Annotated in this window: 23 protein-coding genes; 11 read left to right on the forward strand and 12 right to left on the reverse strand. The window is 73.2% G+C overall.

The window, feature by feature from the left end; translation table 11 throughout:
• Positions 1–53 precede the first annotated feature (53 nt).
• Positions 54–1,544, forward strand: coding sequence for a glutamate synthase subunit beta (locus QBL25_RS12425; protein ID WP_409057094.1), 1,491 nt, complete (start codon positions 54–56; stop codon positions 1,542–1,544).
• A gap of 226 nt (positions 1,545–1,770) precedes the next feature.
• Here QBL25_RS12425 and QBL25_RS12430 read toward each other — a convergent pair whose 3' ends face one another.
• Complete coding sequence (locus tag QBL25_RS12430; RefSeq protein ID WP_409062622.1) at positions 1,771–1,986, reverse strand: DUF397 domain-containing protein; 216 nt, start codon at positions 1,984–1,986, stop codon at positions 1,771–1,773.
• A 93-nt stretch (positions 1,987–2,079) separates the two neighbouring features.
• Positions 2,080–2,940, reverse strand: coding sequence for a helix-turn-helix domain-containing protein (locus QBL25_RS12435; RefSeq protein WP_409057095.1), 861 nt, complete (start codon positions 2,938–2,940; stop codon positions 2,080–2,082).
• A 155-nt stretch (positions 2,941–3,095) separates the two neighbouring features.
• Here QBL25_RS12435 and QBL25_RS12440 point away from each other — a divergent pair, with 155 nt between their 5' ends.
• Together QBL25_RS12440 and QBL25_RS12445 are read left to right on the forward strand one after the other, a co-directional pair.
• Positions 3,096–3,572 carry an ATP-binding protein gene (locus QBL25_RS12440; RefSeq protein ID WP_409057096.1) on the forward strand — a complete coding sequence of 159 codons (477 nt, stop codon included), beginning with the start codon at positions 3,096–3,098 and terminating at the stop codon, positions 3,570–3,572.
• 45 nt (positions 3,573–3,617) lie between these two features.
• Positions 3,618–4,070 carry a hypothetical protein gene (locus QBL25_RS12445; RefSeq protein WP_409057097.1) on the forward strand — a complete coding sequence of 151 codons (453 nt, stop codon included), beginning with the start codon at positions 3,618–3,620 and terminating at the stop codon, positions 4,068–4,070.
• Here the strand turns inward: QBL25_RS12445 and QBL25_RS12450 are convergent.
• Positions 4,050–4,367, reverse strand: coding sequence for a hypothetical protein (locus tag QBL25_RS12450; protein WP_409057098.1), 318 nt, complete (start codon positions 4,365–4,367; stop codon positions 4,050–4,052). The two genes, QBL25_RS12445 and QBL25_RS12450, sit on opposite strands and share 21 nt — an antisense overlap.
• 366 nt (positions 4,368–4,733) lie before the next feature.
• Between QBL25_RS12450 and QBL25_RS12455 the strand changes: the two genes are divergently transcribed.
• Entirely contained in the window at positions 4,734–6,644 is a 1,911-nt protein-coding gene (locus QBL25_RS12455) for an ABC transporter ATP-binding protein (protein WP_409062623.1), read from the forward strand.
• A 22-nt stretch (positions 6,645–6,666) separates the two neighbouring features.
• On the opposite strand, the gene QBL25_RS12460 is transcribed toward QBL25_RS12455, so the two are convergent.
• The 3 genes from QBL25_RS12460 to QBL25_RS12470 all read right to left on the reverse strand — a co-directional run bounded on the left by QBL25_RS12460 (position 6,667) and on the right by QBL25_RS12470 (position 9,233).
• A complete protein-coding gene (locus QBL25_RS12460) occupies positions 6,667–6,873 on the reverse strand; it encodes a hypothetical protein (protein WP_409057099.1) in 207 nt (68 codons plus the stop codon).
• Positions 6,874–6,989: 116 nt separating this feature from the next.
• Entirely contained in the window at positions 6,990–7,679 is a 690-nt protein-coding gene (locus QBL25_RS12465; RefSeq protein ID WP_409057100.1) for a DUF899 domain-containing protein, read from the reverse strand.
• A 192-nt stretch (positions 7,680–7,871) separates the two neighbouring features.
• Positions 7,872–9,233 carry an amidohydrolase gene (locus tag QBL25_RS12470; RefSeq protein ID WP_409057101.1) on the reverse strand — a complete coding sequence of 454 codons (1,362 nt, stop codon included), beginning with the start codon at positions 9,231–9,233 and terminating at the stop codon, positions 7,872–7,874.
• 153 nt (positions 9,234–9,386) lie between these two features.
• Here QBL25_RS12470 and QBL25_RS12475 point away from each other — a divergent pair, with 153 nt between their 5' ends.
• A complete protein-coding gene (locus QBL25_RS12475) occupies positions 9,387–10,343 on the forward strand; it encodes an endonuclease/exonuclease/phosphatase family protein (protein ID WP_409057102.1) in 957 nt (318 codons plus the stop codon).
• Between the two features lie 82 nt (positions 10,344–10,425).
• Here QBL25_RS12475 and QBL25_RS12480 read toward each other — a convergent pair whose 3' ends face one another.
• Positions 10,426–11,490 carry a phosphatidylinositol-specific phospholipase C domain-containing protein gene (locus tag QBL25_RS12480; protein ID WP_409057103.1) on the reverse strand — a complete coding sequence of 355 codons (1,065 nt, stop codon included), beginning with the start codon at positions 11,488–11,490 and terminating at the stop codon, positions 10,426–10,428.
• Positions 11,491–11,800: 310 nt separating this feature from the next.
• Here QBL25_RS12480 and QBL25_RS12485 point away from each other — a divergent pair, with 310 nt between their 5' ends.
• Positions 11,801–12,286, forward strand: coding sequence for a DUF3574 domain-containing protein (locus tag QBL25_RS12485; RefSeq protein ID WP_409057104.1), 486 nt, complete (start codon positions 11,801–11,803; stop codon positions 12,284–12,286).
• 9 nt (positions 12,287–12,295) lie between these two features.
• Here the strand turns inward: QBL25_RS12485 and QBL25_RS12490 are convergent, their stop codons facing one another.
• The gene (locus tag QBL25_RS12490; RefSeq protein ID WP_409057105.1) at positions 12,296–14,173 is read right to left on the reverse strand and encodes an FUSC family protein; all 1,878 of its coding nucleotides are present in this window, start codon (positions 14,171–14,173) and stop codon (positions 12,296–12,298) included.
• A 161-nt stretch (positions 14,174–14,334) separates the two neighbouring features.
• Between QBL25_RS12490 and QBL25_RS12495 the strand changes: the two genes are divergently transcribed.
• On the forward strand, positions 14,335–14,640 hold the full coding sequence (locus QBL25_RS12495) for a hypothetical protein (RefSeq protein WP_409057106.1): 306 nt from the start codon (positions 14,335–14,337) through the stop codon (positions 14,638–14,640).
• Here QBL25_RS12495 and QBL25_RS12500 read toward each other — a convergent pair.
• The 3 genes from QBL25_RS12500 to QBL25_RS12510 all read right to left on the reverse strand — a co-directional run bounded on the left by QBL25_RS12500 (position 14,637) and on the right by QBL25_RS12510 (position 19,670).
• On the reverse strand, positions 14,637–15,182 hold the full coding sequence (locus QBL25_RS12500) for a CchlQ (RefSeq protein WP_409057107.1): 546 nt from the start codon (positions 15,180–15,182) through the stop codon (positions 14,637–14,639). The two genes, QBL25_RS12495 and QBL25_RS12500, sit on opposite strands and share 4 nt — an antisense overlap.
• 79 nt (positions 15,183–15,261) lie before the next feature.
• Complete coding sequence (locus tag QBL25_RS12505; protein ID WP_409057108.1) at positions 15,262–16,530, reverse strand: SWIM zinc finger family protein; 1,269 nt, start codon at positions 16,528–16,530, stop codon at positions 15,262–15,264.
• The gene (locus tag QBL25_RS12510) at positions 16,527–19,670 is read right to left on the reverse strand and encodes a DEAD/DEAH box helicase (protein WP_409062624.1); all 3,144 of its coding nucleotides are present in this window, start codon (positions 19,668–19,670) and stop codon (positions 16,527–16,529) included. Before QBL25_RS12510 ends, QBL25_RS12505 begins: the two co-directional genes overlap by 4 nt.
• 651 nt (positions 19,671–20,321) lie before the next feature.
• Here QBL25_RS12510 and QBL25_RS12515 point away from each other — a divergent pair.
• The 4 genes from QBL25_RS12515 (at position 20,322) to QBL25_RS12530 (ending at position 24,190) form a co-directional block, all read left to right on the forward strand.
• Complete coding sequence (locus QBL25_RS12515; RefSeq protein WP_409057109.1) at positions 20,322–21,302, forward strand: metallophosphoesterase family protein; 981 nt, start codon at positions 20,322–20,324, stop codon at positions 21,300–21,302.
• Between the two features lie 9 nt (positions 21,303–21,311).
• Positions 21,312–22,583: an MFS transporter gene (locus QBL25_RS12520; RefSeq protein WP_409057110.1), complete on the forward strand. Its 1,272-nt coding sequence runs from the start codon at positions 21,312–21,314 to the stop codon at positions 22,581–22,583.
• Positions 22,580–23,578: a TolB family protein gene (locus tag QBL25_RS12525; protein ID WP_409057111.1), complete on the forward strand. Its 999-nt coding sequence runs from the start codon at positions 22,580–22,582 to the stop codon at positions 23,576–23,578. Before QBL25_RS12520 ends, QBL25_RS12525 begins: the two co-directional genes overlap by 4 nt.
• A 186-nt stretch (positions 23,579–23,764) precedes the next feature.
• Positions 23,765–24,190 carry a RidA family protein gene (locus QBL25_RS12530; protein WP_409057112.1) on the forward strand — a complete coding sequence of 142 codons (426 nt, stop codon included), beginning with the start codon at positions 23,765–23,767 and terminating at the stop codon, positions 24,188–24,190.
• A gap of 95 nt (positions 24,191–24,285) precedes the next feature.
• Here QBL25_RS12530 and QBL25_RS12535 read toward each other — a convergent pair whose 3' ends face one another.
• Complete coding sequence (locus QBL25_RS12535) at positions 24,286–25,302, reverse strand: glycoside hydrolase family 6 protein (RefSeq protein ID WP_409057113.1); 1,017 nt, start codon at positions 25,300–25,302, stop codon at positions 24,286–24,288.
• Between the last annotated feature and the right edge of the window lie 211 nt (positions 25,303–25,513).

Below are 25,513 nucleotides of genomic sequence, written 5' to 3' on the forward strand. Positions count from 1 at the left end.
CCGCCCGTCGTACAGTGGCCGAAAGCCTGAGAAAACACCCGAGGGAGACGGCCATGGCCGACCCCAGAGGCTTCCTCACCACCCCCCGGCAGGACTGGCCCCGCCGCTCCGTCGGCGAGCGGGTCAAGGACTGGGACGAGGTGTACGTCCCCGGCGCGCTGCTGCCCCTCGTCGAGCGGCAGGCCGACCGCTGCATGGACTGCGGCATCCCCTTCTGCCACGACGCCTGCCCGCTGGGCAACCTCATCCCCGACTGGAACGACCTCGTCTCGCGCGCCGACTGGCGTGCCGCGGCGGACCGGCTGCACGCCACGAACAACTTCCCGGAATTCACCGGCCGCCTCTGCCCCGCCCCCTGCGAGGCGGGCTGCGTCCTCGCGATCAACCAGCCCGCGGTGACCATCAAGAACGTCGAGGCGGCCATCGCCGACCGCTCCTGGGCGGACGGCCTCAACCCGCCCCGCGTCCCCGAGCGGCACTCCGGCAAGGCGGTCGCCGTCGTCGGCTCCGGGCCGGCCGGGCTCGCCGCGGCACAGCAGCTGACGCGCGCCGGGCACACCGTCGTCGTGTACGAGCGCGACGACCGCGTCGGCGGACTCCTGCGGTACGGGATCCCGGCGTTCAAGATGGAGAAGCACCACCTGGAGCGGCGGCTCGCGCAACTGCGGGACGAGGGCACGGTCTTCCGTACGTCCGTCGACGTCGGGCGGGACATCGGCGCCGCCGAGCTGCGGGCCAGGCACGACGCCGTGGTGCTCGCCACCGGCGCCACGGCCTGGCGCGAACTCGACGTGCCGGGCCGGGAGTTGGACGGCATCCACCAGGCCATGGAGTACCTCCCGCTCGCCAACCGCGCCTGCGAGGGGGACTTCGACACCTCCCCGCTGTGCGCCGCGGGGAAGCACGTCGTGATCGTCGGCGGCGGCGACACCGGGGCGGACTGCCTGGGCACGGCGGTGCGTGAGGGCGCGGCCTCCGTCACCCAGCTGGACATCTACGAGCGCCCCGGTGACGTACGCGACGAACTGGCCGAGCCCTGGCCGACGTACCCGAAGGTCTACCGCCTCTCCGGGGCGCACGAGGAGGCGGGGGAGCTGCGCACCGCCCCCGCGGCGGACGCCGACGCCCGCCTGTTCGCCGCGTCCACCCTCCGCTTCGGCGGTGACGGGGCGGGCCGGGTACGCGCCCTGGAGCTGACCGAGGTGGACGCGGACCGCCGCCCCCGCCCCGGCACCCGCCGTGAGCTCCCCGCAGACATGGTGCTGCTCGCGCTCGGTTTCACCGGGCCCGAGCGGCCCGCGGGCGGCCTGATCGACCAGCTGGGCCTGGGCGTGGAAGGCCGCGGCACGCTCGCCCGCGACGCGGACTTCGGGACCGGGGTGCCAGGGGTCTTCGCGACCGGCGACGCGGCCCGCGGCCCGTCACTGGTCGTCTGGGCCATCGCCGAGGGCCGCGCGACCGCCGCCGCGGTCGACCGGTGGCTGACCGGAGCGACCCGCCTGGCGGCGCCGATCGGCCCGTACGACCGGCCCATGACGGCGTGAGGCACGACGGAGGGACGCTCCTCCCCAGACCCTCAGCAGACCCGCGGCAGACACCACCCAGCACCCAGCACCCAGCACCCAGCACCCAGCACCCAGCACCAGAAACGACTGTGAGCCGCCCCCGGACTTCGGGTGACGGCTCACGGCGGGCTCACGATCAGCTCACGACCAGCTCACGACCAGCTCAGAACCAGCAGATCACGGCCGGCGGCCCGCGGCTGACGGTTCACGACAGCAGGAAGTCGGCCTCCCCGGCCTTCGCCCCCTGGATGAACGCGTTGATCTCGCCGTGCGTGTAGATCAGAGCCGGCCCGTCCGGATCAGCCGACTGGCGGACCGCCACCCGGCCGTCGGACAGCTTCATGGCCTCCAGGCAGTTGCCGCCGTTGCCGCCGCTCCACGGCTTGTGCCAGCCCTCGCTGCCGAGCTCGCGGGCGGGCATGCCGTTGTATATCCGGGAGTCGTCCCGGGACTCGGGGCGGGATCCGGCTCCGGGTTTGCCCCCGGGGCGCGTTCCGGCTCGGTGTCGATCCATTCACAGCTCCTTGCGGAGATCCCGGAGGATCTCCTTTGTGCGATGTGCCGTCGCGGCTTGCGCCGCCATGCGGTCCATGACCTCGAGGTGAGTCGCCACCTCGGTGCGCGCGTCCAGATAGACGGCGCCGGTCAGGTACTCGCTGTAGACCATGTCCGGCAGCTCCGCCATGGCGAAGCGGAACAGCACGAACGGGCCGTACGTGCCCGGGTGCGGACCCGCCGCGAACGGCGCGATCTGCAGCGTCACATGAGGAAGTTCGACGGCGTCGAGCAGCTTGTCGATCTGCTCGCGCATCACATCGGAACCGCCCACGGGTCTGCGCAGGGCGGTCTCGTCCATCACGATCCAGACCCGTGGCGCGTCCTCGCGGGTGAGCAGCGACTGGCGCTCCATGCGCAGCGCCACGTACCGCTCGATGTCGTCGGGGTTGGTCTGGCCGATCGCTCCGGAGCGCATCACACCGCGTGCGTACTCCTCGGTCTGGAGCAGACCCGGCACGAAGTGCGGTTCGTAGGACCTGATGAGGCTGGCCGCGCCCTCCAGGCTGACGTACATGCTGAACCAGCCCGGCAGGATGTCGTGGAACCGCTGCCACCAGCCCGGCTTGTTCGCTTCTTCGGCGAGCGTGACGAAGGCGTCCGCCTCGTCGTCGGCGACGCCGTAGGACTTCAGGAGGAGCTGGAGATACGGGATCTTGAGCGCGACCTCGGCCATCTCCATGCGGCGGACCGTGGCGGGGGCCACGCGGAGAATCCGCGCGGCCTCCTCCCGTTTGAGGCCCGCGCGCTCACGCAGGTCCTGCAAACGACGGCCTAGGACGACCTGGCCGACGGTCGGCGCGGACCGCGGTTCGCTCACGTCCTACCTCCACGTACTCCATGACATGCCAATTCACTCCGCACCTGGAGCCGTTGCGAGCAGTGTGCCACGTGCCGTCTCGAAGGAACACGCCACTGTGCACTTTTCAGAGTGGGTCTTGCCAAGGTGTTCCCGGCGGGGCGATAGTGGATGGCGTGACTCCGCCCGCGCCGTTACACACAGCTGCCGCCGAAGCCCCTGTTGGCGTCACCGCCGACGCGTGGGCCGAGAGCGGCTCCGAGCTCTGCGTCAGCTTCGCGCTGGTGCCACGGCCGGGCTCCGCCGCACAGGCCAGACGGCTCGCGAACGCCCAGCTGCTGGGCTGGGACATAGGCGAGGACGCCCGCGACGCCGCGGCCCTCGTGGTCTCCGAGCTGGTCACGAACGCGATCGTGCACACCGCGAGTCACCGGATCGTCTGCGAGCTCTGCACGAAGCCCGGGTCACTGCGCATAGCCGTGCGTGACGACGGATACGGATCAGGTGTCCCGCGGCCCGCCCAGGAGGGGCCCGACGCCGACGAGGAGCACGGGAGGGGACTGCTTCTCGTCGAGGCGGTGAGCAACGCGTGGGGTGTGCGGGACGAAGGTCCCGGAGCAGGCCTCACCGTATGGGCGGAACTGCGGGCGTGACGTGACGGAGAGTGCGGGCGTGAGGACGACGTGGACAGGGGGCGTGTGAGCACGGTGACGGTACGGCGGCTGTTGGACCTCGACACGCTGGTCCGCCTCGAACGGAGGCGGGTCGCCGCCGCCTCGCCACCGCCGCCCACACGGCTCGCCGTCCCGGCCGGGATGACGCAGCCCCTGGGGTGCGACGCGGTCTCGGTGCCCGCACGCTTCGGCCCCCGCCTCATGGCGCGGCTGCCCCGCGTGGGGTGCGTGTACGAGGACGTGGACGCGGCCCGCTGGTGGTGGATCGTCCCGGCGGACTCGGACGTCGCCCTCGAATGGCCCTCCCCCGCGCATTACGCCGCGGGAGCGGTGGTGCCGGGCGCCCGCCGCGCCCCGTCCCTGATCCACAGCCCCTCGGGGGGCGAGGTTCCCTACACGCCGCCGATTCCGCTGTACCTGGCGTGGTGCGGCGCCACGGGGACCACCCCGACGTGGTCACGGGCCGTGCGGGCCTAGTCCGACCGCCTGGCTGCCCGGCCGCCCTGCCGCCGGGGGCGCGCGGGGGTGCCGCCCGCGCCTCGGCGCCATGCGCGGGGAGCCGCCTCTGCCGTGGCACGCCCCGGTCGTGCGCCCATGGATCTCGGCCATCATCGACTTCCCGTCGGCGCGCTCGGCGCCGCGGGGGCCGTGACCCCTCTGCGGGGCGGCGATGACGGCACGCTCCTCGTCGACGGGTGCGCGGAACCCGGCGGCCATCGCCTCCTTCGCCTCCTCACCTGCGTACAAGTGCGCGGAACCGGAGCTGCCGCTCATCGCGATCTCCTCATGGAGCAGCTCCTCGTCGTCACGGACCGTACGCGTGGTGCGGTCCGCGGCCGGCTGTGCGGACCTTTCCGGCTCGCTCTCGTGAGGGCCAAGGCTGGCCGGAGAGCGTCGGTCGCCGAAGAACTCCCTTGCCTGCGCGGGTGCGCGGTTGCCTGCATGGGGTATGGCACTGCGGCCCGGGTGAACCGGCGGCGGCTGCTCGGGTGAACCGATGGCAGCTGCTCGGATGCGCCGGTGACAGCTGCCCGGGGTTGCGATCCCGCACACCGCGTGACGCGAACCGACAAGGAGAAGCAGACGAACGACAAACAGAGCAAAAAACCACACGCCAGTACGACCTCGGAGTCGGAGTCCCTGCTCTTCGGCGGCCCCCTGCGCTACGACACGGGCTGGGCCCAGTACGAGGAGGCCTTCCTCCAGCTGGGGTTCCGGACCATGCTGAAGCGCCTCCCCGCGCTCCTCGCCGCCAGCTTCCGCCTCGCCTGGCAGGCCGACCGGCGCGCGGCCCGCATCGTCATCGGGGCCGAGGTGGGCCGCGGCCTCGCCCAGGCGGTGAGCCTCCTCGCGGTCAACAGCATCCTCGGGCGGCTGATGACCGACGCCCCGATCGCCGACCGGCTGCGGGGCGCGGCGCCCGCCCTGGTGACGATGGCGTGCGTGCTGCTGATCGCCGCACTGCTGCGCGCCGCGTCGACGTACGCGACGGGACGGCTCGAACCGAAGGTCGAACGCGTCGCCACCGAGCAGTACCTGGAGAAGGCCGCCTCGGTGGAGCTCTCGGCCATCGAGGACGACGCGTTCCACAAGCTGCTCGACACCGCGCAGTACGGGGCCTCCTCCGCCCGCCGCATGATCGGCATCGCCACGCGCGTGGTGAACGCGATGATCTCCCTGATCGCGGCGGCGAGCGTCCTGACCGTCCTGCACCCGGTGCTGCTGCCGCTCCTGGTGACGATGACGCTGCCGAGCGCCTGGAGCGCCCTCACGATCGCCCGGCGCCGCTATGTCTCCTTCCACGCCTGGGTGCAGCACGCCCGCGCGGGTCGGCTCATCGGGAGCCTGCTCACCGAGGCGCGGGCGGCCCCCGAGATCCGGGTGCACGGCGTGGGCCCCTTCCTGCTGCGGCACTTCCGGTCCATGTCGGAGGCCGCGGAGGAGGAGCAGGCACGCCTGGCGCGGCTCGCCGCCCGGACGGGGCTGATCGCGGCGGCCTGGACGGGCGTGGCCACCGCGGCGACGTACGCGACGCTCGGCGGGCTGCTGCTCGCCGGGGCGATGGCGCTGTCCGTCGCCGGTACCGCCGTCATCGCGATCCGCACCGGGGCGTCCAATCTCGACACCCTCGTCCTGGAGATCAACTCCCTGCACGAGGACGCCTTGTTCGTGGGCGACCTGGAGCGGCTGTTCGTGGAGGCGGCGGACCGCGCGATCCCGGTCGGCGGGGCGGCGCTGCCGCCGGATCCACGGGAGATCCGGTTCGAGAACGTCACCTTCCGCTATCCCGGGACCTCGGGCAGGGACGCCCTCAGCGACGTCTCCCTGACCCTGCCCACCGGAAAGATCGTCGCCCTCGTGGGCGAGAACGGCTCCGGCAAGACCACCCTGGTCAAGCTCCTGGCGGGTCTGTACGCGCCGAAGGAGGGCCGGATCCTGTGGGACGACGTCGACGCGGCGACCGCGGACCGCGGGCAACTGGCCGAGCGCATCGCGATGGTGGCGCAGGACTTCAAGCGCTGGCCGTTCACGGCGCGCGTGAACATCGCGATCGGCCGCTCGTCCGTGCCGCTCACGGACGAGCGGATCGGCGCGTCGGTCGGCGAGGCGGGCGCCGGGGACGTCGTGGCCGATCTGCCGCGCGGGCTCGACACGCTGCTGGCCCGCGCGTTCACCGGCGGGCACGAGCTGTCGGGCGGCCAGTGGCAGCGCCTGGGCATCGCGCGTGCGGCGTACCGGCGCGGCAGCATCCTCATCGTGGACGAGCCGACGGCGGCGCTCGACGCGCGCGCCGAGCTGGAGGTCTTCGAGAAGATCAGGGCGCTTGCCGGGACGGGCCAGACCGTCATCCTGATCACCCACCGCCTGGCGTCGGTGCGCCACGCGGATCTGGTCCATGTCCTGGACGGCGGGCGTCTGGTGGAGTCGGGCACGCCGGACGAACTGCTGAAGACGGGCGGGGTGTACGCGGAGCTGTACGCGCTCCAGGCCGACCAGTTCACGAAGGCCGTCCCGAAGATCCCCTCGCCGAACGGGCACGCCGAGCGCTGAGAGGCGGCGTGTCCACGCGGGCCTATGCGGCGGCGGCTATCTCCGCCAGGTCGGTGACGGCGGCCGCGGCGGGCTCGCGCACGATCACCAGGAAGGCGTCGGAGGCGAGGTCCATGACGACCTCCGCCTGCTGCCCCTCCCTGCGGCGAGCCGTCGCGAACTCCTCCGCGGGCCACGATCCTCGGGGCCCGCCGGCCGGAAAGCGTTCAAGTACCACTCGGCTGTTCATGATTGTCCTTCTGCTCCCCCGTTGGCAGTCCATACGGACTCTTATGCAGTAGAACGCGCCGAGGGGCGAAAAGGACTCGCGACGTGACGGACCTGACACCTGTTCGTGCCGGTCCGTCACATCTCGTACTCGTCGTGGTACTTCACGCGGCCGCTGCCCGCCGGCGCCCCGAGCCCCGTGGCCCGGCCCTTCGGCTCCTCCCACTCCTCCTGGCGGCCCAGGGCGGTCAGATCGAGGAGGCTCGAATAGGAGGCGATCCAGTCGAGGCCGCGGTCGTACGTCGAGTACGTGTGGAAGACGCGGTCGCCGTCCCGCAGGAAGCAGCTGAGGCCCGGCTGCTCGAAGGACGTCTCGCCGTCGCCGACGGTGGCGGCGAAGTCGTGGTTGAAGTCGCTGTCGTGGGAGGAGTACCACGGCACCGTCCAGCCCATCCGCGCCTTGAAGGGCAGGATCTTGGTGAAGGGCGCGCGTGACACGGCGATGAAGTTCGTGCCGCGGGCCCGCAGATGGGCCAGGTGGCCGATCTGGTCGAGAAACGCGGAGCAGCTGCGGCAGCCCGCGTCCCACTCCGGGGCGAACATGAAGTGGTAGACGATGAGTTGGGCGTCTCCGTCGAAAAGATCGAACAGGGTCGCCTTGCCGTCCGAACCGTCGAACAGATACTCCTTGCCGATCTCGACCATCGGGAGCCGCCGCCGCTCGGCGTTGAGCGCGTCACGCGCCCGTGTCTGCGCCTTCTCCTTGGCCAGCAGCTCCTGGCGCGCGGCGAGCCACTCCTCGCGCGTGACGATGTCGGGAAGTCCCATGTCCCTCAGTCCCTCCGGCGGATCCGCCCCTCGGATCCGTGCCTTCTGCGAGGGGTGACCTGCGCGATCGCCGGAACTCATCGGTCGCAGCGAAGAAACTTCCGGAAATCTGGGGGAAGCCGGAAAGCTCCCTCACTCCCCCACTCACTCTCCCTCCCTCCCCCGCAGTCGTCGGCCCTCAGCCCTCGGCCCTCAGCCCTCGTATTCCTGGATGCGCTTCCCGTGGCCCCGGTCGATCAGAGCGGGCAGTTCGGCGCTCAGCTCCGCGACGGTGCCCGGCACGTCGAGGGTCAGCAGCCGCCGGTCGCGCATCAGGATCCGCCCGTCGACGATCGTCGTGGTGACGTCCGCCGAGCGGGCGCTGTGCACGAGCGTGGCCGCGAGGTCGTGCACGGGTTGCGTGTGCGGCCCGTCGAGGTCCACGAGGACGATGTCGGCGCGGCGGCCCGGCGCGAGGCTGCCGATCTCCTCGCCGAGTCCGACGGCCCGCGCGCTCTGGAGCGTGGCGTGGTCGAGGGCCTGGCGTGCGGTCAGCCAGGCCGGGTCGCGCCGCGTGGACTTCTGGACGAGTGCGGTGAGCGCCATGGACTGCCAGACGTCCAGGGTGTTGTTCGAGGCGGCCCCGTCGGTGGCCAGGCCCACCGGGACGCCGATCTCGCGCAGGGCGCGCACGGGTGTGGTGTCCCAGCCGAACTTGAGGTACCCGCGGGGCGCGGAAGCCACGGCGACCCGCCCCGTGGCCCGCTCCAGTACGGGCAGGTCGCGGTCGAGGATGCCGGTGCCGTGCGCGATGAGGACGTCGGTGTCCAGCAGGCCGGTGCGGTGCAGGACTTCGATGGGGGTGCGGCCGTGGCGCTCCAGGCTGTTGTCGGTCTGGGCGCGGTTCTCGGCGGCGTGCAGATGGACCATGAGGCCGTGCTCGCGGGCGAGTTCGGCGGTGGCCGCGAGGTCGCCGTCGTCGACGGTGTACGGGGCGTGCGGGGCGAGCGAGGTGGTGATGCGGCCACCTGCGGCACCGCGCCGCCGCAGCGCGAAGTCGAGCGAGGCGGCGCGGCCCTCGGGCCCCTGCGAGGAGAAGAAGGCCGCGCCCAGGTTGGCGCGCAGCCCGCTCTCGGCGACGACGTCGGCGACGGTGTCCATGGCGAAGTAGTGGTCGGCGAAGGTCGTCACGCCGCCCCGGATCAGCTCGGCGCAGGCCAGCCGCGCGCCGAGGCCGACGACCCGCTCGGTCAGGTTGGACTCGATGGGCCAGATCCAGTCGTTGAACCACTCGTGCGCCGGCAGATCCTCCGCGAGGCCGCGCAGGGCCACCATCGGCGTGTGCGTATGGCAGTTGATCAGTCCGGGCAGGGCCGCCTGGCCGCGTGCGTCGATGTGCTCGGCGGCCTGGAGTCCGGCGACGGCCGGGGTGGTGGTGACGGCGTCGATGCGGCCGTCGCGTACGACGAGGGCCGCGTCGTCGAGGAACCCGACCCGGCCCTTCGCGTCGTGGACGAGGGCCGTGCAGCCCGTGATGACGAGTTCGGCGGGGCCGTGCGCGGGAGGCGGCGTCATCTCTTCACGGTACGGGGAGTGCGCATCCCGTGGCCTGTCGCGTCGCCGGATTCGCGAGCACCCTGACGTCATCCCGGCATCCCGGCATCCCGGGATCCCGGGAACTCGTCGGCCCGTCAACCCAACGCCTCGCCAGCACATTTGGAGCCCGTCATGCTCGTCGGCACGTGGAACCTGGAGAACCTCTACCGGCCCGGCGGCAAGTTCGGGCCCAAGGACAAGGCCACGTACGAGGCGAAGCTGGCCTCGCTCGCGGCGACGATCGAGGCGCTGAACCCGAGCGTGCTCGGGGTGCAGGAGGTCGGCGACCCGGAGGCCCTCGCGGATCTGGCCGGGATGCTGGAGGGCACCTGGCACACCACGCTGTCGGAACACACGGACGAGCGCGGCATCCGCGTCGGCTTCCTCAGTTCCCTGCCGGTGTTCGTCGTGGCCGACGAGAACCGCTTCCCCGAACCGCTGCGCCCGGTGCAGTCCGGTGACGCGGGCAGGCCGGTGTCGCGGGCGGGCCGCGGGGTCCTCGCGGTGACGGTGACCACGCGCGCCTTCTTCTTCGACGTGGCCGTCTGCCATCTGAAGTCGAAGCTCCTGTCGTACGGCGGCGGGCGCTTCCAGCCGCGGGACGAGGGCGAGCGGGCCCGCTTCGGGGCGTACGCGCTGTACCGGCGCGCGGCGGAGGCCACGCTGGTGCGGTCCGTGGCCGGCCGTCTCCTGAAGGGCGACGGCCGGCGGCACGACGTCGTGGTGCTCGGTGACCTGAACGACGAGGTGTCGGCGGCGACGACCCAGATCCTGCTCGGCCCGCCCGGCTCCGAGATCGGCACCCCCGGCTTCGACCAGCCGGACAAGGGCGACGCCCAGCGGCTGTGGAACGTGGCCCCGCTCGTGCCGCCCGAGCAGCGCTGGTCCCGTATCCACGCGGGGCGCCGCGAGCTGATCGACCACGTCCTGGTGAGCCGCGGCTTCCTGGACCTGGTGAAGGCGGCGGGCACGGGTGTGCCGGGTGCCACGGCGATGGCGCTGCCGTCGGTGGAGGACGGGGATCCGGCGGAGCGGAGGAACGCGACGGGTTCGGACCACGCGCCGGTGTGGATACGGATCGAACGCTAGCTCTCCCTGCGGGCCCGATGTCGTACGGATGGTCGGGCGCGCGGTCAGGTCAGCCGCGCGGGAGGCCGGTCGCGCGGTCAGGTCAGCCGCGCGGGAGCACCGTGGAGAGGACGCCCGGCAGCGGGTACCAGTCCGACGACACGATGCTGGCGTTGTTCCGTGCGAGCAGGGCCACGCGGTCCCGGGCCTGCGCCTCGGTCGGGTTCACCGCGTCGATGGCCGGGGCGACGTTGTGGGCGTCGGACATGACGACCAGGTAGCGCCGGTCCGCGTACCACTTGGTGTCGATGCCGCCGCCCGCGTACGCCGAGGCGTCGCCGTCGAACAGCACGAACCAGGGCCGGATCGCCGCGTCCGCGTACCGTCCGCGCGGGTCGCCCGCCGCCGCGCCGAGCACCGCGGGGAAGGCGGCGGCATCGCCCAGGCGCCCCGCGGCCTTGAGGTCGCGCAGATGGGTGGCGTACTCGCGGTCGGTCCACAGGGTGTCGGCCGGGTTGCCCTGCTCGACCGTGCCCGGGATGAGCTCGACGATGAACTTGCCCGCGAGGGCGCCGCGCTGGGGCCAGCCGTCGCTCCGTACGGCGTCGTCGAGGGTGGCGTGGCCTCCGGTGAGCTGACCGGGGCGGTAGACGGCGTCGCCGAGCTTGCTCTTCAGGAGGGTGTCGAGGTCGGCGGGACCGCGTCCGTTCCTGCCCTGGAAGCCGTCCTTCAGCTCCATTTTCACGAGGATGGGCCGGTGGCCGGGGTGGGCGTCGTGCCAGCTCTTCATGTCCGAGAGGCACCCGGCGAGGCTCTGGTTGCGTGACTTGGTGCGCAATTCGGCCGGACTCGCGGCGTTCTCGCAGTTGTTGTCGTTGCCGAGCGGGTTGCTGTGCGAGACGCGCCAGCCGCTGCCGAAGACGTTGGTCCACACGTCCAGTTCGAGCATCCCGGCGCCGGAGTCGAGCGCGTCGGCGAAGTAGGGGTACTTCGCCTTCTCGTAGGCGTTGTGGACGCCGACGCCCGTGGTGGAGGCGTACGGCGACTGCGGTGCGGGATCGCCGGCCGCCGCCGCGGGGGTGCCGGTCGCGGTCCCCGCGGTACCGAACGCCAGTGCGCTCGCCGCCGCGACCGCCATGGCAAGGCCTGTCCCGATACGTGCCCTCATGCCAGCCGTCCCCTCCACCACTCCGGTCAAGTCCTCCGCAACGTATGGGAGTTGAGTGTCGTATGGGAAGACGGCGACTTACGGGATGGGAGAGATATCCAGCCGTGCGGCCGGGTGGGGGAGGGCGGGGAGCACGGCGTGTCCGCTACCGTCGGCGCCCGTTATGGATCAACGTACGCGGGCGTCACGGGCGTCATGGCCCACACGGCCGTCACGACCGACACGGCCGCCACGGACGCCACGGACGACTCGCGACGCAGACCGCACAGACCGCACAGACCGCACAGACCGCAGAAAGGGATCAGCCGTCATGCCCCTCACCCTCTCCCGCATCTCCCGCACCCGCCTCGCCGTGACCGCGGCCGCCGCCACGGTCCTCGCCATCGGCGCCCCGGCCGCGTACGCCTCGTTCGACACCGGCACGCAGGCGCCCGGCAGGACCACGACCTCGCAGGTGTCCCGCGGTGAGGCATACACCGAGACGCGCCTCCTCTTCGGCACCGAACGCCCCGACGGCGGTCCCGACGTGACCGACAAGCAGTTCATGGAGTTCATCGACGACGAGGTGACGCCGTCGTTCCCGGACGGACTCACCGTGCAGGACGGCCGCGGCCAGTGGCGGGACTCGAACGGCAAGATCGAGCGTGAGCGGTCGTACGAGCTGATCCTGCTGTATCCGACCTCGCAGGCGCACAAGCGGGACGCCGCGATCGAGGAGATCCGCGGGGACTACGTCAAGGAGTACGCGCAGGATTCGGTGGCGCGGCTCGACGACCGGGTGCGGGTGGACTTCTGAGGCGGCCGCTCACGCCACGGGGGTGAGCTCCAGTTCGTCGAGCAGCGCGTCGATGCGCTCCGCGTGCCGCCGGGGCAGGCGTCCCGTGTCGTCGACGTGTACCGCGCAGGCCGTGGTGGCGTCGACGAGGCGTTCGAGGGTGACCGCGACCTGCTCCGAGCCCGCGGAGTGCCGGGCCAGGGTGGGGAGTTCGGCGGCGGCGAGGTCGATCGCGGCGCGGGCCTCGGCCAGCGTCCGGTAGGCCTCGCGCCGCAGGGCCCAGCGGGCGGCGCGGCGGTCGGCGCCGGGCGCCCCGCCGCGACTGCTTCGGTCACCGTCACCGTCACTGTCGTCGGTGTCGGCGTCGGCGTCGCTCAGGACGTGGCGCAGGTAGGCGTGCGCGGACGTGCGGGCGGCCGAGAGCCGGTCCTGTACGCGGCCGCCGCGCCGCACCGGCCAGGGCAGGTGCCCCACGAGCAGCACGATCCCGCAGGCCAGCAGCGTCTCGCCGATCCGCCCCCAGGAGGCCTGCGGCTCCCCGCCCACCATGACCAGGGCGAGGACGAGGACGGTGACGACGGCGGTCTGGGCGGCGAAGTGCCGGGTGGCCACGGGGATCAGCGCCCCGCACACGGCGACGACGGCGACCAGACCGGCGGGGCGCGGCAGCAGGGCGGCGAGCGCCGCGAAGACGACGGCGCCCAGGACGGTGCCGAGCGCGCGGCACAGGACGCGGGACGCCAGCGGCCCGAGGTCGGGCTTGACCAGGAAGACGGCGGTGGCGGGCAGCCAGTACCAGTGCGGGTGGTGCAGGGCCTGCGCGACCGCGGCGCTCGCCCCGAAGCAGAGGGCGACCCGCACCCCGTACTCGCGCCCGCCGGGACCGGCCGCCTTGCGCAGTACGCCGACGGGTCCGTGCCCGTGGGCGGCGCGCGGGGGCCGGGCGGACCCGCTGTCGAAGGCTTCGGCGGCGTGCAGCAGGGCGTCGTCGAGGGCGCGGAGACCGACGCCGGACCGGGCGGGCGCGGGCAGCGGCCCGCAGGGGACGCCGTCGCGGACGGCGGCGGCGAGACGGCGGGGCCCCTCGCCCGTACGTGCCGGGAGCGGTTCGCCGGCCCAGGCGAGCGCGGTGGCCGCCTCGCCGAGCGGCAGCGCGGCCCGGTACTGCGCGTGCAGGCGCCGCTCGGCCGCGGAGCTGGCGTGGCGGCGCAGGCGGGGCCCGGAGAGGGCGTCCTGGGCGTGGTCGAGCGCGGCGGTGAGGGCGGCACGGCGGGTGGTCGACTCGGGGGTGCCCGCGGAGTCGAGGAGCGCGGCGACGGCTTCGTAGACGGCGCGGACGGCGGCGCGTTCGCCGTCGAGACGGTAGGGCCCGGCGGCGGCCCGCCCCCTGCCGGGCGAGGGGAGGGCGAGGCGCAGCACGATCAGCCACCCGGCCCCGGCGAGGAAGAACAGGGCCCGCTGCCACCCGGGCTCAGGCAACGGCATCCCGGCGCCGATGGCGGCGGCGACGAGCAGCTGGGTGCCGGCGGCCGAGGCGACGGGCCCGACGGCACTGAAGGCACCGGCGAAGAGCCCGAGGAGGGCGAAGAGGAGGGGCAGCGTATACGCCCCGCCGGCCACCTCACCGACGTACGACCCGAAGACGAGCCCGCCCGCACCGGCGACCGCGGGCACTCCGAGCCGCCGCACGGCGGCGCGACGACTGCCGGGCCGGTCGTTGAAGCCGGCGAGCATGGCCCCGAGCGCGGCCACGACTCCCCCGGAGGCCCGCCCGAAGGCCACGCCCGCGCACAACAACGGCCCCGCGGCCAGCGCACCCCGCAGCACGGCATGCCACGGCACGGGCCCCCGCTGCGCACGCAGGGCATGGCCGAGCCAGGGCGGAAGAGAAGCTACGCGCGGGATCACCGAGCTCACCGTGCTCCAGTCGTCGGGTGGGGCATTGACGGATACATGCCGCCGGACGACATCGGCCTGGGCTCCCGCCCACGATAAACGCCACCCCCGGAGAAAGAGGAACGGAAATGTTTCCCCACGATGACGCTTCCCGGTACCTGAGAGGATGCGGCATGATCCACCTGCGATTCTTCTTCGAGGCCGGCGTGGACACCCCGCTGTGGCCGCAGGACATGGACAGCCCGTACGGCTACCCCTGCGAACTGGACCGTCTCCCGATCAGCCCCCCGCTCCGGGCCGAACTTGCGAGGCTGGCCGAGACATACCAGTCGTCGATCGACTGGGAGTACCCACCGAACCCGTCGCCGTGGTCAGCCGAGGAGCACCAGCGCTTCACACGGCAAGCGCACGCGGCCCTGGACGGTCTGCGGCGCGAGTTGGGCCACGGCTGGGTGGTCCACGACGAGAGCCTTCTCTAGCGGTCCCGGCACACCGGGCAGCGGTCTTTGCCGTCCCAGTTGGTCCAGCCGAAGGCCCTGGGTGTGAGGGACTGGCCGTCCAGTTCCTTGCGTACGGCCACGCGGTAGTTCCAGACGCTGCCTATGTACGGGTGGTAGGCGGCGTGGAAGGCCGGGGACGAGTGTGTTGCGCCTGTCGCCACCACGCCTCGCAGCGTGCGGAGGTGTTCGAACATCACCTGTCCCGCGCCGGCGACGTCGGCGCTCGCGTCGATGTACAGGCGTTCGCGCACCTCGTAGATGGCCGCTTCGGCCAGGGCCGCGCGGGTGATCGCGTCGAAGTCGTCCTCCTCGGCGCTTCCCGCGCGGGGCGTCTGCGCGATCTGCCGCAGCCGCGCGTGGCACACCTCGGCGGCGCCGATGAACTCGATGTACACCGCCCGCCGCCGGGCGCCGAGTCCCTGATCGGCCTCGCGGCGGTGGCGCAGGTGGTCGGCCAGGACCGTGCCGGTGATGGCGATGGAGCCCCCGCTCACCGCCGCGACGAGCGTCCCCCAGTCCACTGCTCCCCCAAGCGACGACGATCACGGCAGCATCCGCGTGTCCACGTATCGAGTGGGGAATCTACCCCCGGGGTCACGCTCAGGGACAGATCGTCGTGCTCAGGGCGCCCACCGGGTCCTCGTCCGCTTCTCCGTCCGGCCACCAGTCGTTCTGGGCCGGTTCGCTCCGGTACGGGTACCAGCGGGCGTCCCGGCCGAAGCGGAGTTGCAGGGTGCCTGCCGCGTCCGTCAGGTGGTTCCTGTGGATCGTCATGCGCGGGAGGTCCGCCGCGATCAGGGCGCCCCTGGCCCGGTCGAAGGGGCCCGCCGGGGGGTCCCACGGGGATTCCAGGACGGCAAGGCCCTCCTCGCCGCCCTGGCGCCAGGCCGCCGCCGCGCGGGCCAGGTCCGCGGGGGTGTGGTCCACCGACCGTGCCAGCTCGGCGAATTGGCGGCTGAAGCTGCGGCGGCCCGTGAGGCCGGGATGGGACGCGGCCAGGCGTACCGCGTCGCGCCAGGGGTCGGCCGTGGCGAAGGGATCGGCGCCGGACGTCACGTACGCGTGGGCCCTGTTCGCCGTGTCCGTGACCAGGAACTCCAGGGACGTGGGGTTCGGGGCGCCCGGCAGCGAGGGGAGCAGCGGGGGTTCGCCCGGGTGCGGCGGGGGCGGGAGCGGGGCCGGGAGCGGCGGGCGGTGGTCCGTGGCCAGGGTCCCGGGGAACGCCTCGGCCCGCGGGCCCTGCGCGGTCTCGGACTGTTCGCGGGCGGCCCGGTGGGCGTTGCGCTGGGCCAGCTCGTCGAGGAGCGCCTGTTCGTCCCCGCCGCGCAGGAGGAGGAGTACGAAGGGGTCGGCGTCCAGCAGTCGTGCCGTCTGGTAGGTGAGCGCCGCCGCGTGCTTGCAGGGGCGGCCGTGGTCCGGGCAGGTGCAGGACGGCACCAAGTCGCCCGGGCCAGGGAGCAGTTGGACCCCGGCTCGCTCCGCCGCGGCCACCAGCGCGTGCGGCATGTCCTTGTCCAGGAGCGCCGCGATGTGCGCGGGTTCCGTGGCCACCGCGTCCAGGAACCCGTCCCAGTCCTCCGGGGTGAGGGTGCGCATGCGGATCTCGGCGCGGTAGGGGCGCGGGCGGCTGCCGTGCACGTACGCCACGATGCGGCCCGGCGCCACGGTGATCGTGTCGACGTGCCCCTCCCGGGCGTACGCGCGCCCGCGGGCCAGGCGCCCCGCGTCGAGCGAGGTCGACTCGAGCGCTCCGATCCAGGCGTTCCCCCACCAGGAGGTGGCGAACGGGGCCCGGGGATCGGGATGCCGGGGCAGCGGCGGGAAGACGCGTCCTGCCCCGGTGGCGCGGTTCCGCGTCCCGGCTCTCACGACATCCTCCGCAGCGACACCAGGTCCGCCAGATCCGCGTCCGAGAGTTCCGTGAGGGCCGCTTCGCCGCCCTCGCCCAGGACCGCGTCCGCCAACGCCTGCTTCGCCGCGAGGAGTTCGGCGATGCGGTCCTCCACCGTGCCCTCCGTGACGAGGCGGTGGACCTGGACCGGCTGGGTCTGGCCGATGCGGTAGGCGCGGTCCGTGGCCTGCTCCTCCACCGCCGGGTTCCACCAGCGGTCGTAGTGGATGACGTGGCCCGCCCGGGTGAGGTTCAGACCCGTGCCCGCCGCCTTGAGGGAGAGGAGGAACACCGGGGTCTCGCCGGACTGGAAGCGGTCCACCATCTCCTCCCGGCGCTGGACCGGCGTGCCCCCGTGCAGGAGCTGCGTGCCGATGCCGCGGCGTGACAGATGCGCTTCGAGGAGGCGGGCCATCTCCACGTACTGCGTGAAGATCAGGACCGCGCCGTCCTCGGAGAGGATCGTGTCCAGGAGCTCGTCCAGGAGGTCCAGTTTGCCCGAGCGCGAGCGGCCTGCCCGTGTGACGATCTCGCCGTCCTTCAAGTACTGCGCCGGATGGTTGCAGATCTGCTTCAGGGCCATCAGGAGCTTCATGACCAGGCCCCGGCGCGCGATGCCCTCGGACGCCTCGATGCGGGCCAGCGTCTCGCGCACGACCGCCTCGTAGAGCGAGGCCTGTTCGCGGGTGAGCGTCACCGGGTGGTCCGTCTCCGTCTTGGGCGGCAGTTCCGGGGCGATGCCCGGGTCGGACTTCTTGCGGCGCAGGAGGAAGGGGCGGACCAGGCGTGCAAGGCGCTCCATCGCCTCGTCGTTCTCGGCGTACTCGCCGCCCTCCGCGAGCCGGGCGTGCCGTGCGCGGAAGGACTTGAGCGGGCCGAGCAGGCCGGGGGTCGTCCAGTCGAGGAGGGCCCAGAGCTCGGAGAGGTTGTTCTCGACCGGGGTGCCGGTGAGTGCCACCCGCGCCGCGGAGGGGATCGTGCGCAGTGCCTTCGCCGTCGCCGCGTGCGGGTTCTTGACGTGCTGCGCCTCGTCCGCGACGACCAGCCCCCAGGCCTGGCCGGCCAGTTCGGGCGCGCTCGTCCGCATCGTTCCGTACGTCGTCAGGACGAAGCCGCCCGCCAGCTCGCCGTCCAGGCTGCGGCCCGTGCCGTGGAAGCGGTGCACCGGGACCCCCGGCGCGAACCGCTCGATCTCCCGCTGCCAGTTGCCGAGCAGCGACGCGGGGCAGACCACGAGCGTCGGCTCCGGCCGGGCCCGGTGCAGGTGGAGCGCGATCAGCGTGACCGTCTTACCGAGGCCCATGTCGTCGGCGAGGCAGCCGCCGAGGCCCAGCGAGGTCATCCGGTCCAGCCAGGCCAGGCCCCGGAGCTGGTAGTCGCGGAGGGTGGCGGCGAGCGCGGGCGGCGGCGCGATGGTGCGGAGGTCGTCGGTCAGGCGTTCGCGGAGGCGGGCCAGGGCGCCGACCGGCACCGCCTCGACGCGCTCACCGTCCACCTCCGCCGCTCCCGTCAGCGCGACGGACAGCGCGTCCACCGGGTCCAGGAGCCCCAGGTCCCTCTTGCGTGCCTTGCGGACGAGTTCGGGGTCGACCAGGACCCACTGGTCGCGGAGGCGTACGACCGGGCGGTGCGCCTCCGCGAGGACGTCCATCTCCGCCTCGGTGAGGGGCCCGCCCGCCTCGTCGCCTTCTCCATCACCGGGACCGATGGCCAACTGCCAGCGGAATTCCAGCAGTTGCTCGGTCTTGAAGAAGTCGAAGTTGTCCGCCGCCGTGCCGGGCGCGGGGCGCACCACGGCGGTGGCGGTCAGGCCGCGCGTCAGCTCGCGGGGCCAGTGCACGGCCACCCCGGCCGCGCCGAGCCGGGACGCCGCAGCGCCGAGCAGCTCGTACAACTCGCTCTCGCTCAGGGGCAGTACGTCGGGGCGCGGGCGTTCCAGGAGGCGGCCGAGCGGGGGCCATACGCGGGCCGCGCGGCGCACCGCGAGCAGGGTGTCGATGCGGGCCCGGGGGCCGAAGTGGTCGGCGCCGGACCAGATGTGGGCGGCGTCCGCCACGAGGGTGGGGTCGGCGAGGCTGTGGACCTGCACGACGGCGGCGGCCGGGCTCGCCATGCCCTCGGGCGGCTCGGCCGAACCGCTCTCGCCGGGTACGTCGCCCGCCGACCCGTCGAACACCTCGTGGGCCCGCAGATCCAGCCGCAGCGACACCCGCACCCCGGCGTCCATCCCGGCCGCCACCTCGGCGGCCCACTCCCGTGCGCCCGGCAGCCGCTGCGGGTCGCGCGCCGCGAAGGGGGCGCCGACCGCGTGCGCGGCGGCGGGCGTACGCGGCAGGGTGTCGACCACCGCGTCGACGAAGGCCCTGACCAGGGCGAAGGGCTCGGGGAGCAGGAGGGGCTTACTGCCGGGCAGCGGTACGGCGTGCGCCTCGGCCGGCAGCGCGGCGGCGATCGCCCGCACCTGCGTGACGTCGGCGGCGTCCAGCGGCCCCGCCCGCCATGCGTCCAGGTCACCGCCGGTCAGACCGGGCAGCAGCCTGCCCCGCGCGGCCAGGTGCAGGGCGTGCCGGATCGCCGCGGCCCAGCAGGCCCCGGTGGGGTGCGCGGGCGCGGCATGCAACAGGAGGGGGAGGGCTTGCGCCACGGGCAGGATGAGGGCGGGGACGGTACGGGTACGGACGCCTTTGCCGTGGGGGCGGACGACGGGGAGGTCTTCCTGGGTGAGACCGGCTTGGGTGGGGCTGGGGGTGGGGCCGGCCTCGGCGGGACTGGGGGCGGGATGGGCCTCGGCGGGGGCGGCCTCGGCGGGGGCGGCCTCGGCGGGACTGGCCGCGATGGGACCGGCCTGGGCGGGGCCGGCCGGGGTGGGACCGGCCTCGGTGGTGCTGGCTTCAGTGGCGTCGGCCTCGGTGGCAGCGGTCTCGGGAGCACCGCCCGCAGTGGCACCGCCCCCTGCGGCCCCCGCGAGCTCCAGGAGCCCCGCAGGCAGCTCCCCCTCCGGAGCCCAGAACGCCACCCGCCCCTGCCTCGGCACCTCGGCCGAACCGGCCGGAAGGAACACGGCTGCGCAGGACCGCACGAGCTCCGCGAACTGCCGCCGCCGCTCAGCGGAAGGCACGGCGTCGGCGGAGGACGAGGCAGCGGCGGAGGGCGCGACGTGGGCGGAGGGCACGGCGTCGGCGGAGGGCGTGACGTGGGCCGAGGGCACGGCGGTGGCAGAGAGCGAGGCTTCGGCAGAGCGCAGGGCTTCGGCGACTTCGGTGGCTTCGGTGGCTTCGGTGGCTTCGGCAGAAGGTGCGGCAGCGGAGAGACCCCTGGTGGCGGACGCAGCTCCGACGGAAGGCCTCGCGTCGGCAGAGGGCGCGGCGGACGAGGCAGCGGAGGCCGTGACGTCGGCAGAGGGCACGGAAGACGCGGCGGCGGAGGCCGTGACGTCGGCAGAAGGTGAGGCAGCGGCAGCGGCCCCAGCCCCGGTGGAAGCCGAGGCACCGCCGGCGCCGACCCCCGCGCCCACAGCCGCAGCCGCACCCGCCCCCGCCCCCACTCCAGCACTTCCCGCCCGCACGTTCACCACCCCGCTCTCCCTCGGCCGCTCATACGTCATTCCCGCACGCCAGCCTAGGCCAGCCACCACCCAACCCACGCTGGTAGGAAACTTTCCTAACAATTATCGGGCGAAGTCATTGACGCGGACATGCCCCCTCGACAAGATGCCTGCGAATGGCCTCCGCGCCGCTCACGGCCCCCCACGCCGATCTAGGAGACGGACATGCCGACCACCCCCCGCGTCACGCACTCCCCCACCCCCTCCCCCGGCAACTCCCGCACCAGGAAGGCCCGTTGGGCCGTCCCCCTGTCCGCCGGCGCCTCGCTCGCGCTCGTCGGCGGGGTCCTCCTCTGGTCCCCGGCCGGCGAGGCCGACGCCGCGCCGAGCGGCCGGGACACGCGGGCGGCGTTCACCGCCGTCGCCGCCGGAGACATAGCCGAACAGTGCACCTCGGACGACAGCGGCTGCGCCCACCCCAAGACCGCCGCGCTCGTCGAGAAACTCAACCCCTCGTTCGTCCTGACGATGGGCGACAACCAGTACGACGACGCCCGGCTCCAGGACTTCGAGGACTACTACGAGACCAGCTGGGGCGCGTTCAAGGACAAGACGCGTCCGGTCCCGGGCAACCACGAGACGTACGACCCGGACGGCGCCCTGGAGGGCTACAAGTCCTACTTCGGCGACATCGCGTACCCCAAGGGCGAGAGCTACTACAGCTATGACCAGGACAACTGGCACTTCATCGCCCTGGACTCCAACAGCTTCGACGACAGGGCGCAGATCGACTGGCTCAAGGCCGACCTCGCCGCCAACTCCAAGAAGTGCGTGGCCGCCTACTGGCACCACCCGCTCTTCTCCTCGGGCGAGCACGGCAACGACCCGGTCAGCAGGCCCGTCTGGAAGCTCCTGTACGCCAACAAGGCCGAGCTCGTCATGAACGGCCACGACCACCACTACGAGCGGTTCGCCCCGCAGAACCCGGACGGGAAGGCCGACGCCAACGGAATCGTCGAGCTGCTCGGCGGCATGGGCGGCGCCAACCCGTACAAGATCGAGGAGGTCCAGCCCAACAGCCAGAAGCGGATCACCAAGACCTTCGGCGTGGTCAAGCTGAACTTCACCGACACCGGCTTCTCCTGGAACCTCGTCGACACGAACGGCGCGACGAAGGACAGCAGCCCGTCCTACAAGTGCCGCTGAGCCGCCGAGATGTATCTGGCATCGACGGACACGGTCGCGAAGGACAGAGCCAAGGCCAAGGCCGCGCGCGGCCGCGTCGCCGGGCCGGTCATCGCCCTCGGCGCGGTCAGCCTGGTCACCGACATCTCCTCGGAGATGGTCACGGCGGTCCTTCCGCTCTACTTCGTCCTCCAACTCGGCCTCTCCCCACTCCAGTTCGGGTTTCTCGACGGCCTCTACAACGGCGTGACCGCCCTCGTCCGACTCCTGGGCGGGTACGCCGCCGACCGCGGCGGGCGGCACAAGCTCGTCGCGGGCGGCGGTTACGCCCTCTCCGCGCTGTCCCGGCTCGGCCTGCTCCTCGCGGGCGGCGCCACGGCCGGGATCGGCGCGGCGCTCGCCGCGGACCGCATCGGCAAGGGCGTGCGGACCGCGCCGCGCGACGCGCTGATCTCGCTCAGCAGTCCGCCGGACGCCCTCGGCCGGGCGTTCGGCGTGCACCGCGCGATGGACACCACGGGTGCGCTGCTGGGACCGCTCGCCGCGTTCGCGCTGCTCTGGGCGACGGCGGACGCGTATGACGCCGTGTTCGTGGTCAGTTTCTGCTTCGGGCTGCTCGGAGTGCTGATGCTGGTCGCGTTCGTGCCGGGCGGCGTGCCACCCGTGCCGGGCGGCGTGCCGCCGAACGCCGCACCGGTCAAGCGCGAAAGGGTGCTCGACATCCTTCGGGTGCCCGCCTTCCGGCGCGTTCTCGGTGCCGCGGCCCTCCTGGGCGCCGCCACCATCGGGGACGCCTTCCTCTATCTGCTCCTCCAGCGGCGGCTCGACTTCGCGATCAGCTGGTTCCCGCTGCTTCCGCTGGGCGCCGCCGCGGTCTATCTGCTGCTCGCGGTGCCCGCCGGGCGCCTCGCGGACCGCGTCGGCCGCCGCGTCCCGTTCCTGGCCGGGCACGTGGCGCTGCTCGGCGGCTACGTCCTGCTGCTCTCCCCCACCGGCGGCTGGACCCTGCTCATCGGCGTACTGCTCCTGCTCGGCGTCTTCTACGCCGCCACCGACGGCGTACTGATGGCGCTCGCCACCCCCGTGCTCCCGCGGGGGCGCCGGGCCGGCGGCATGGCGGTCCTCCAGACGGGACAGGCACTGGCCCGGCTGGTCGCGGCGGCCGGGTTCGGCGCGGCCTGGACGCTGTGGGGCATCGGCCCGGCGCTGACGTGCGCGGCGCTCGCCCTGACGGCGGCGCTCGCCGGGGCGGCGCTGCTGCTCCCCCGGCCCCAGCCCCAGACTCCCGAGAGGCAGGCATGACCGCTCCCCCGCGCTCTCTGCGCGCCCGCGTCATCGCCGTGGCGGCGGCCGCGGCCGTCCTCGCGACGGTGGCCGTCGCCTACACCCTCCGCGCGGCGGACCGCGCCGCACCGACGGCCGCCACCTCGCGGTTCGCGCTCGACGCGGGCCACCTCTACTACCGCCGCACGGAGGCGGGCGCGGGGCGCGTGGCCCGTACCGCCGGCGCGTCGGGCAAGGGGCCCCGCACCACCGGCGGCCCGTCCTGCGAACGCTTCTACGCGGCCGCGGGCACGGCCCTGTGCCTCCAGCGGCGCTCCGGCATCCCGCCCGCGTCGTTCGCCCTGGTCCTGGACGACAAGCTGCGCGAGAAGCGCCGCATCGCGCTCACCGGCATCCCCAACCGGGCCCGGGTCTCGGCGTCCGGGCACATGCTGTCCTGGACGATGTTCGCGACGGGGGACTCCTACGCGGGCTCCTCCTTCTCCACCCGCACCTCGATCCTGGACACCCGCACGGGGTACTTGATCAAGAACATGGAGGAGATCCCCCTCACCCTCGACGGCCGCCGCCACCACTCCCCCGACGTCAACTACTGGGGCGTGACCTTCGCCGACGACGACAACCGCTTCTACGCGACGGTCTCGACGAAGGGCAAGACGTACCTGGTCGAGGGCGACATGAAGAAGTGGGCGGCGCGCACGCTGCGCACGAACGTGGAGTGTCCTTCGCTGTCCCCCGACAACACCCGCATCGCGTTCAAGAAGCGGGTACGGAAGGACACGTCCGACCCCTGGCGGCTGTACGTCCTCGACCTGCGCACGATGCGCGAGCACCCGCTCGCCGAGACCCGCAGCGTCGACGACCAGGCCGCGTGGCTGGACGACGACACCGTGGCCTACGCCTTGCCGGGCGCGGACGGCAGGAAGCAGGACATCTGGAGGGCACGGGCGGACGGCAAGGGGTCCGCGAATCTGCTGGTACGGGGCGGGACTTCACCTGCGGCGGTGCGCTGACGCCTCCGTGATGTCCACGGGGGCCACCCGCACGCGAGCCGGGGTGCCCCCGCCCTTCCCGCGGAATCCCGGCCCCGCGGTATTCCGACCCGGCGGTATCCCGACCCCCGGTGTCCCGGCCCCCCGGTGTCCCGGCCCTGCGGAATTCGGATGCGTGCCCGTGTCCGTCTGCCTCAGGATCGGGCCATGACCTCCACTCCTCGTACCGTCGTGCCCACCCTCTTCCCGCCGCCCGGATACGCCCACGCCGCCTTGGTCGAGGCCGGCACCACGCTCGCGTTCATGGCGGGTTCGGTGCCGCTCGACGCCGAGGGGAACCTCGTCGGGGCCGGCGACGTGGCGCGCCAGACCGAACAGGTCGTCGCCAATCTCGACGAGGCCCTGCGCGCGATCGGCAGCGACCTGACCCAGGTGGTGGCCAGCACGGTGTACGTCGTCAGCGACGAGCCGGGTCCCCTGACCGAGGCATGGGAGGTCGTCCGCCGCTCCGATCTGCTCGCGAAGGGCCCGCACACGTCGACGCTGCTGGGCACGACGTGCCTCGGCTACCCCGGGCAGCTCGTCGAGATCACCGCCACGGCCGTGGTCCCGGACGCGCCCACCGCTCCTTAGGCATCCGCTGCTACCTGGGCGTCCGATGCTCCCTGGGTATCCGCTGCTCCCTGGGTATCCGCTGCTGCCTGGCCGGGCCCGACCCCCGCCCGGCGCTAGCCGCGCGCCCTGCTCGCGAGCCCCAGCGCGTACTGCGGCCACCACTGCCCCGCCTTCGGCCCGCCCCGGCAGGTTCCGTCGGACTCGCCGGGACGCTTGATCCACAGGTAGGCGTCGATGGCGGAGTCGCCGGTGGCCGTGGTGGGCGGGGTGCCGAGGGCGCGGCCCGGGGGGTTGCACCAGGCCTGGTCGCCGCCGCCGGTGTAGGGGCCGTTGCCGTTGCGGCTGCTGTCCACGACGAAGTGCTTGGCGCCGCCGAGAGCTGCGGCGAGGCGGTGTCCGTACGCCGCGCTCGCGCCGTTGGTCTGGTAGTTGGAGGTGTTGACGGCGAAACCGTCGGCCCTGCCGATCCCGGCCTGCCGCAGCGGGCCGACCAGGCGCCGCTGGTCGGGGATCCATCCGGAGTTGCCCGCGTCGACGTAGACCTTGGTGTGCGGGCGCGCCTTGAGGCGGGCGACGGCGTAGGCGAGCAGGCCGTACCGCTCGCGGGCGTCCGCCTTCACGCAGCCCGCGATCTTCTGCGCGACGGCATCCGGTTCGACGATGACGTACGCGGCGCGGTCGCCGATGCCGGCGGCGAGCTCGTCGGCGAACCGCCGGTACTCCGCCGCGTTCCCCGCCCCGCCTCCGGAGTAGTCACCGCAGTCGCGGTGCGGGATGAAGTACGCGACGAGCACGGCGGTGCGGCGGGCGGCGGTGGCCGCGAGCGTGGCCGCACGGACGGTGGGCCCGGGGTTGGCGCTGTGCAGCCACACCGCCTGCGGCCGCCACGCGATCCGCTGAATGAGCCGGGCATCGGCAACCCGCCCCTGCCGCCGCCACAGAGCGGCCTGCCGGGCGGCAGAGTTATCCGGATCGACCCAGAAGGTGACGCTGGGGGCGGTGCCGGAAGCGGTGCCCGGGGCTACGCCGGGAGCGGCGCCGCTGGGCACGGTATCCGCGGGCACGGCGCCCGGAGCGTCGTCGGCGGGCGCGGTGTACGGAGCCACGCCGGACGCGGTGTCGGGCGCCACGCCAGGAGCAGCACCGGAAGCAAGCCCGGACGCAGCGCCAGGCGCGAATTTCGACGCCACAGCGCCAGGCGGGAGGTGCGACGCCCAACCGACGGGCGCGAGGGCCGACGCAACGCCGGAAGCCACGCCGAGTTCACCGCCCGAAGCGACCCCCGGCTCCGCACCGGGAACAACGCCGGGCGGGGCGCCAGGCGCGAGGGCCGGCCCCAAG

The sequence above is a fragment of the Streptomyces sp. SYP-A7185 genome (genome assembly GCF_046103685.1).
GTDB lineage: Bacteria > Actinomycetota > Actinomycetes > Streptomycetales > Streptomycetaceae > Streptomyces.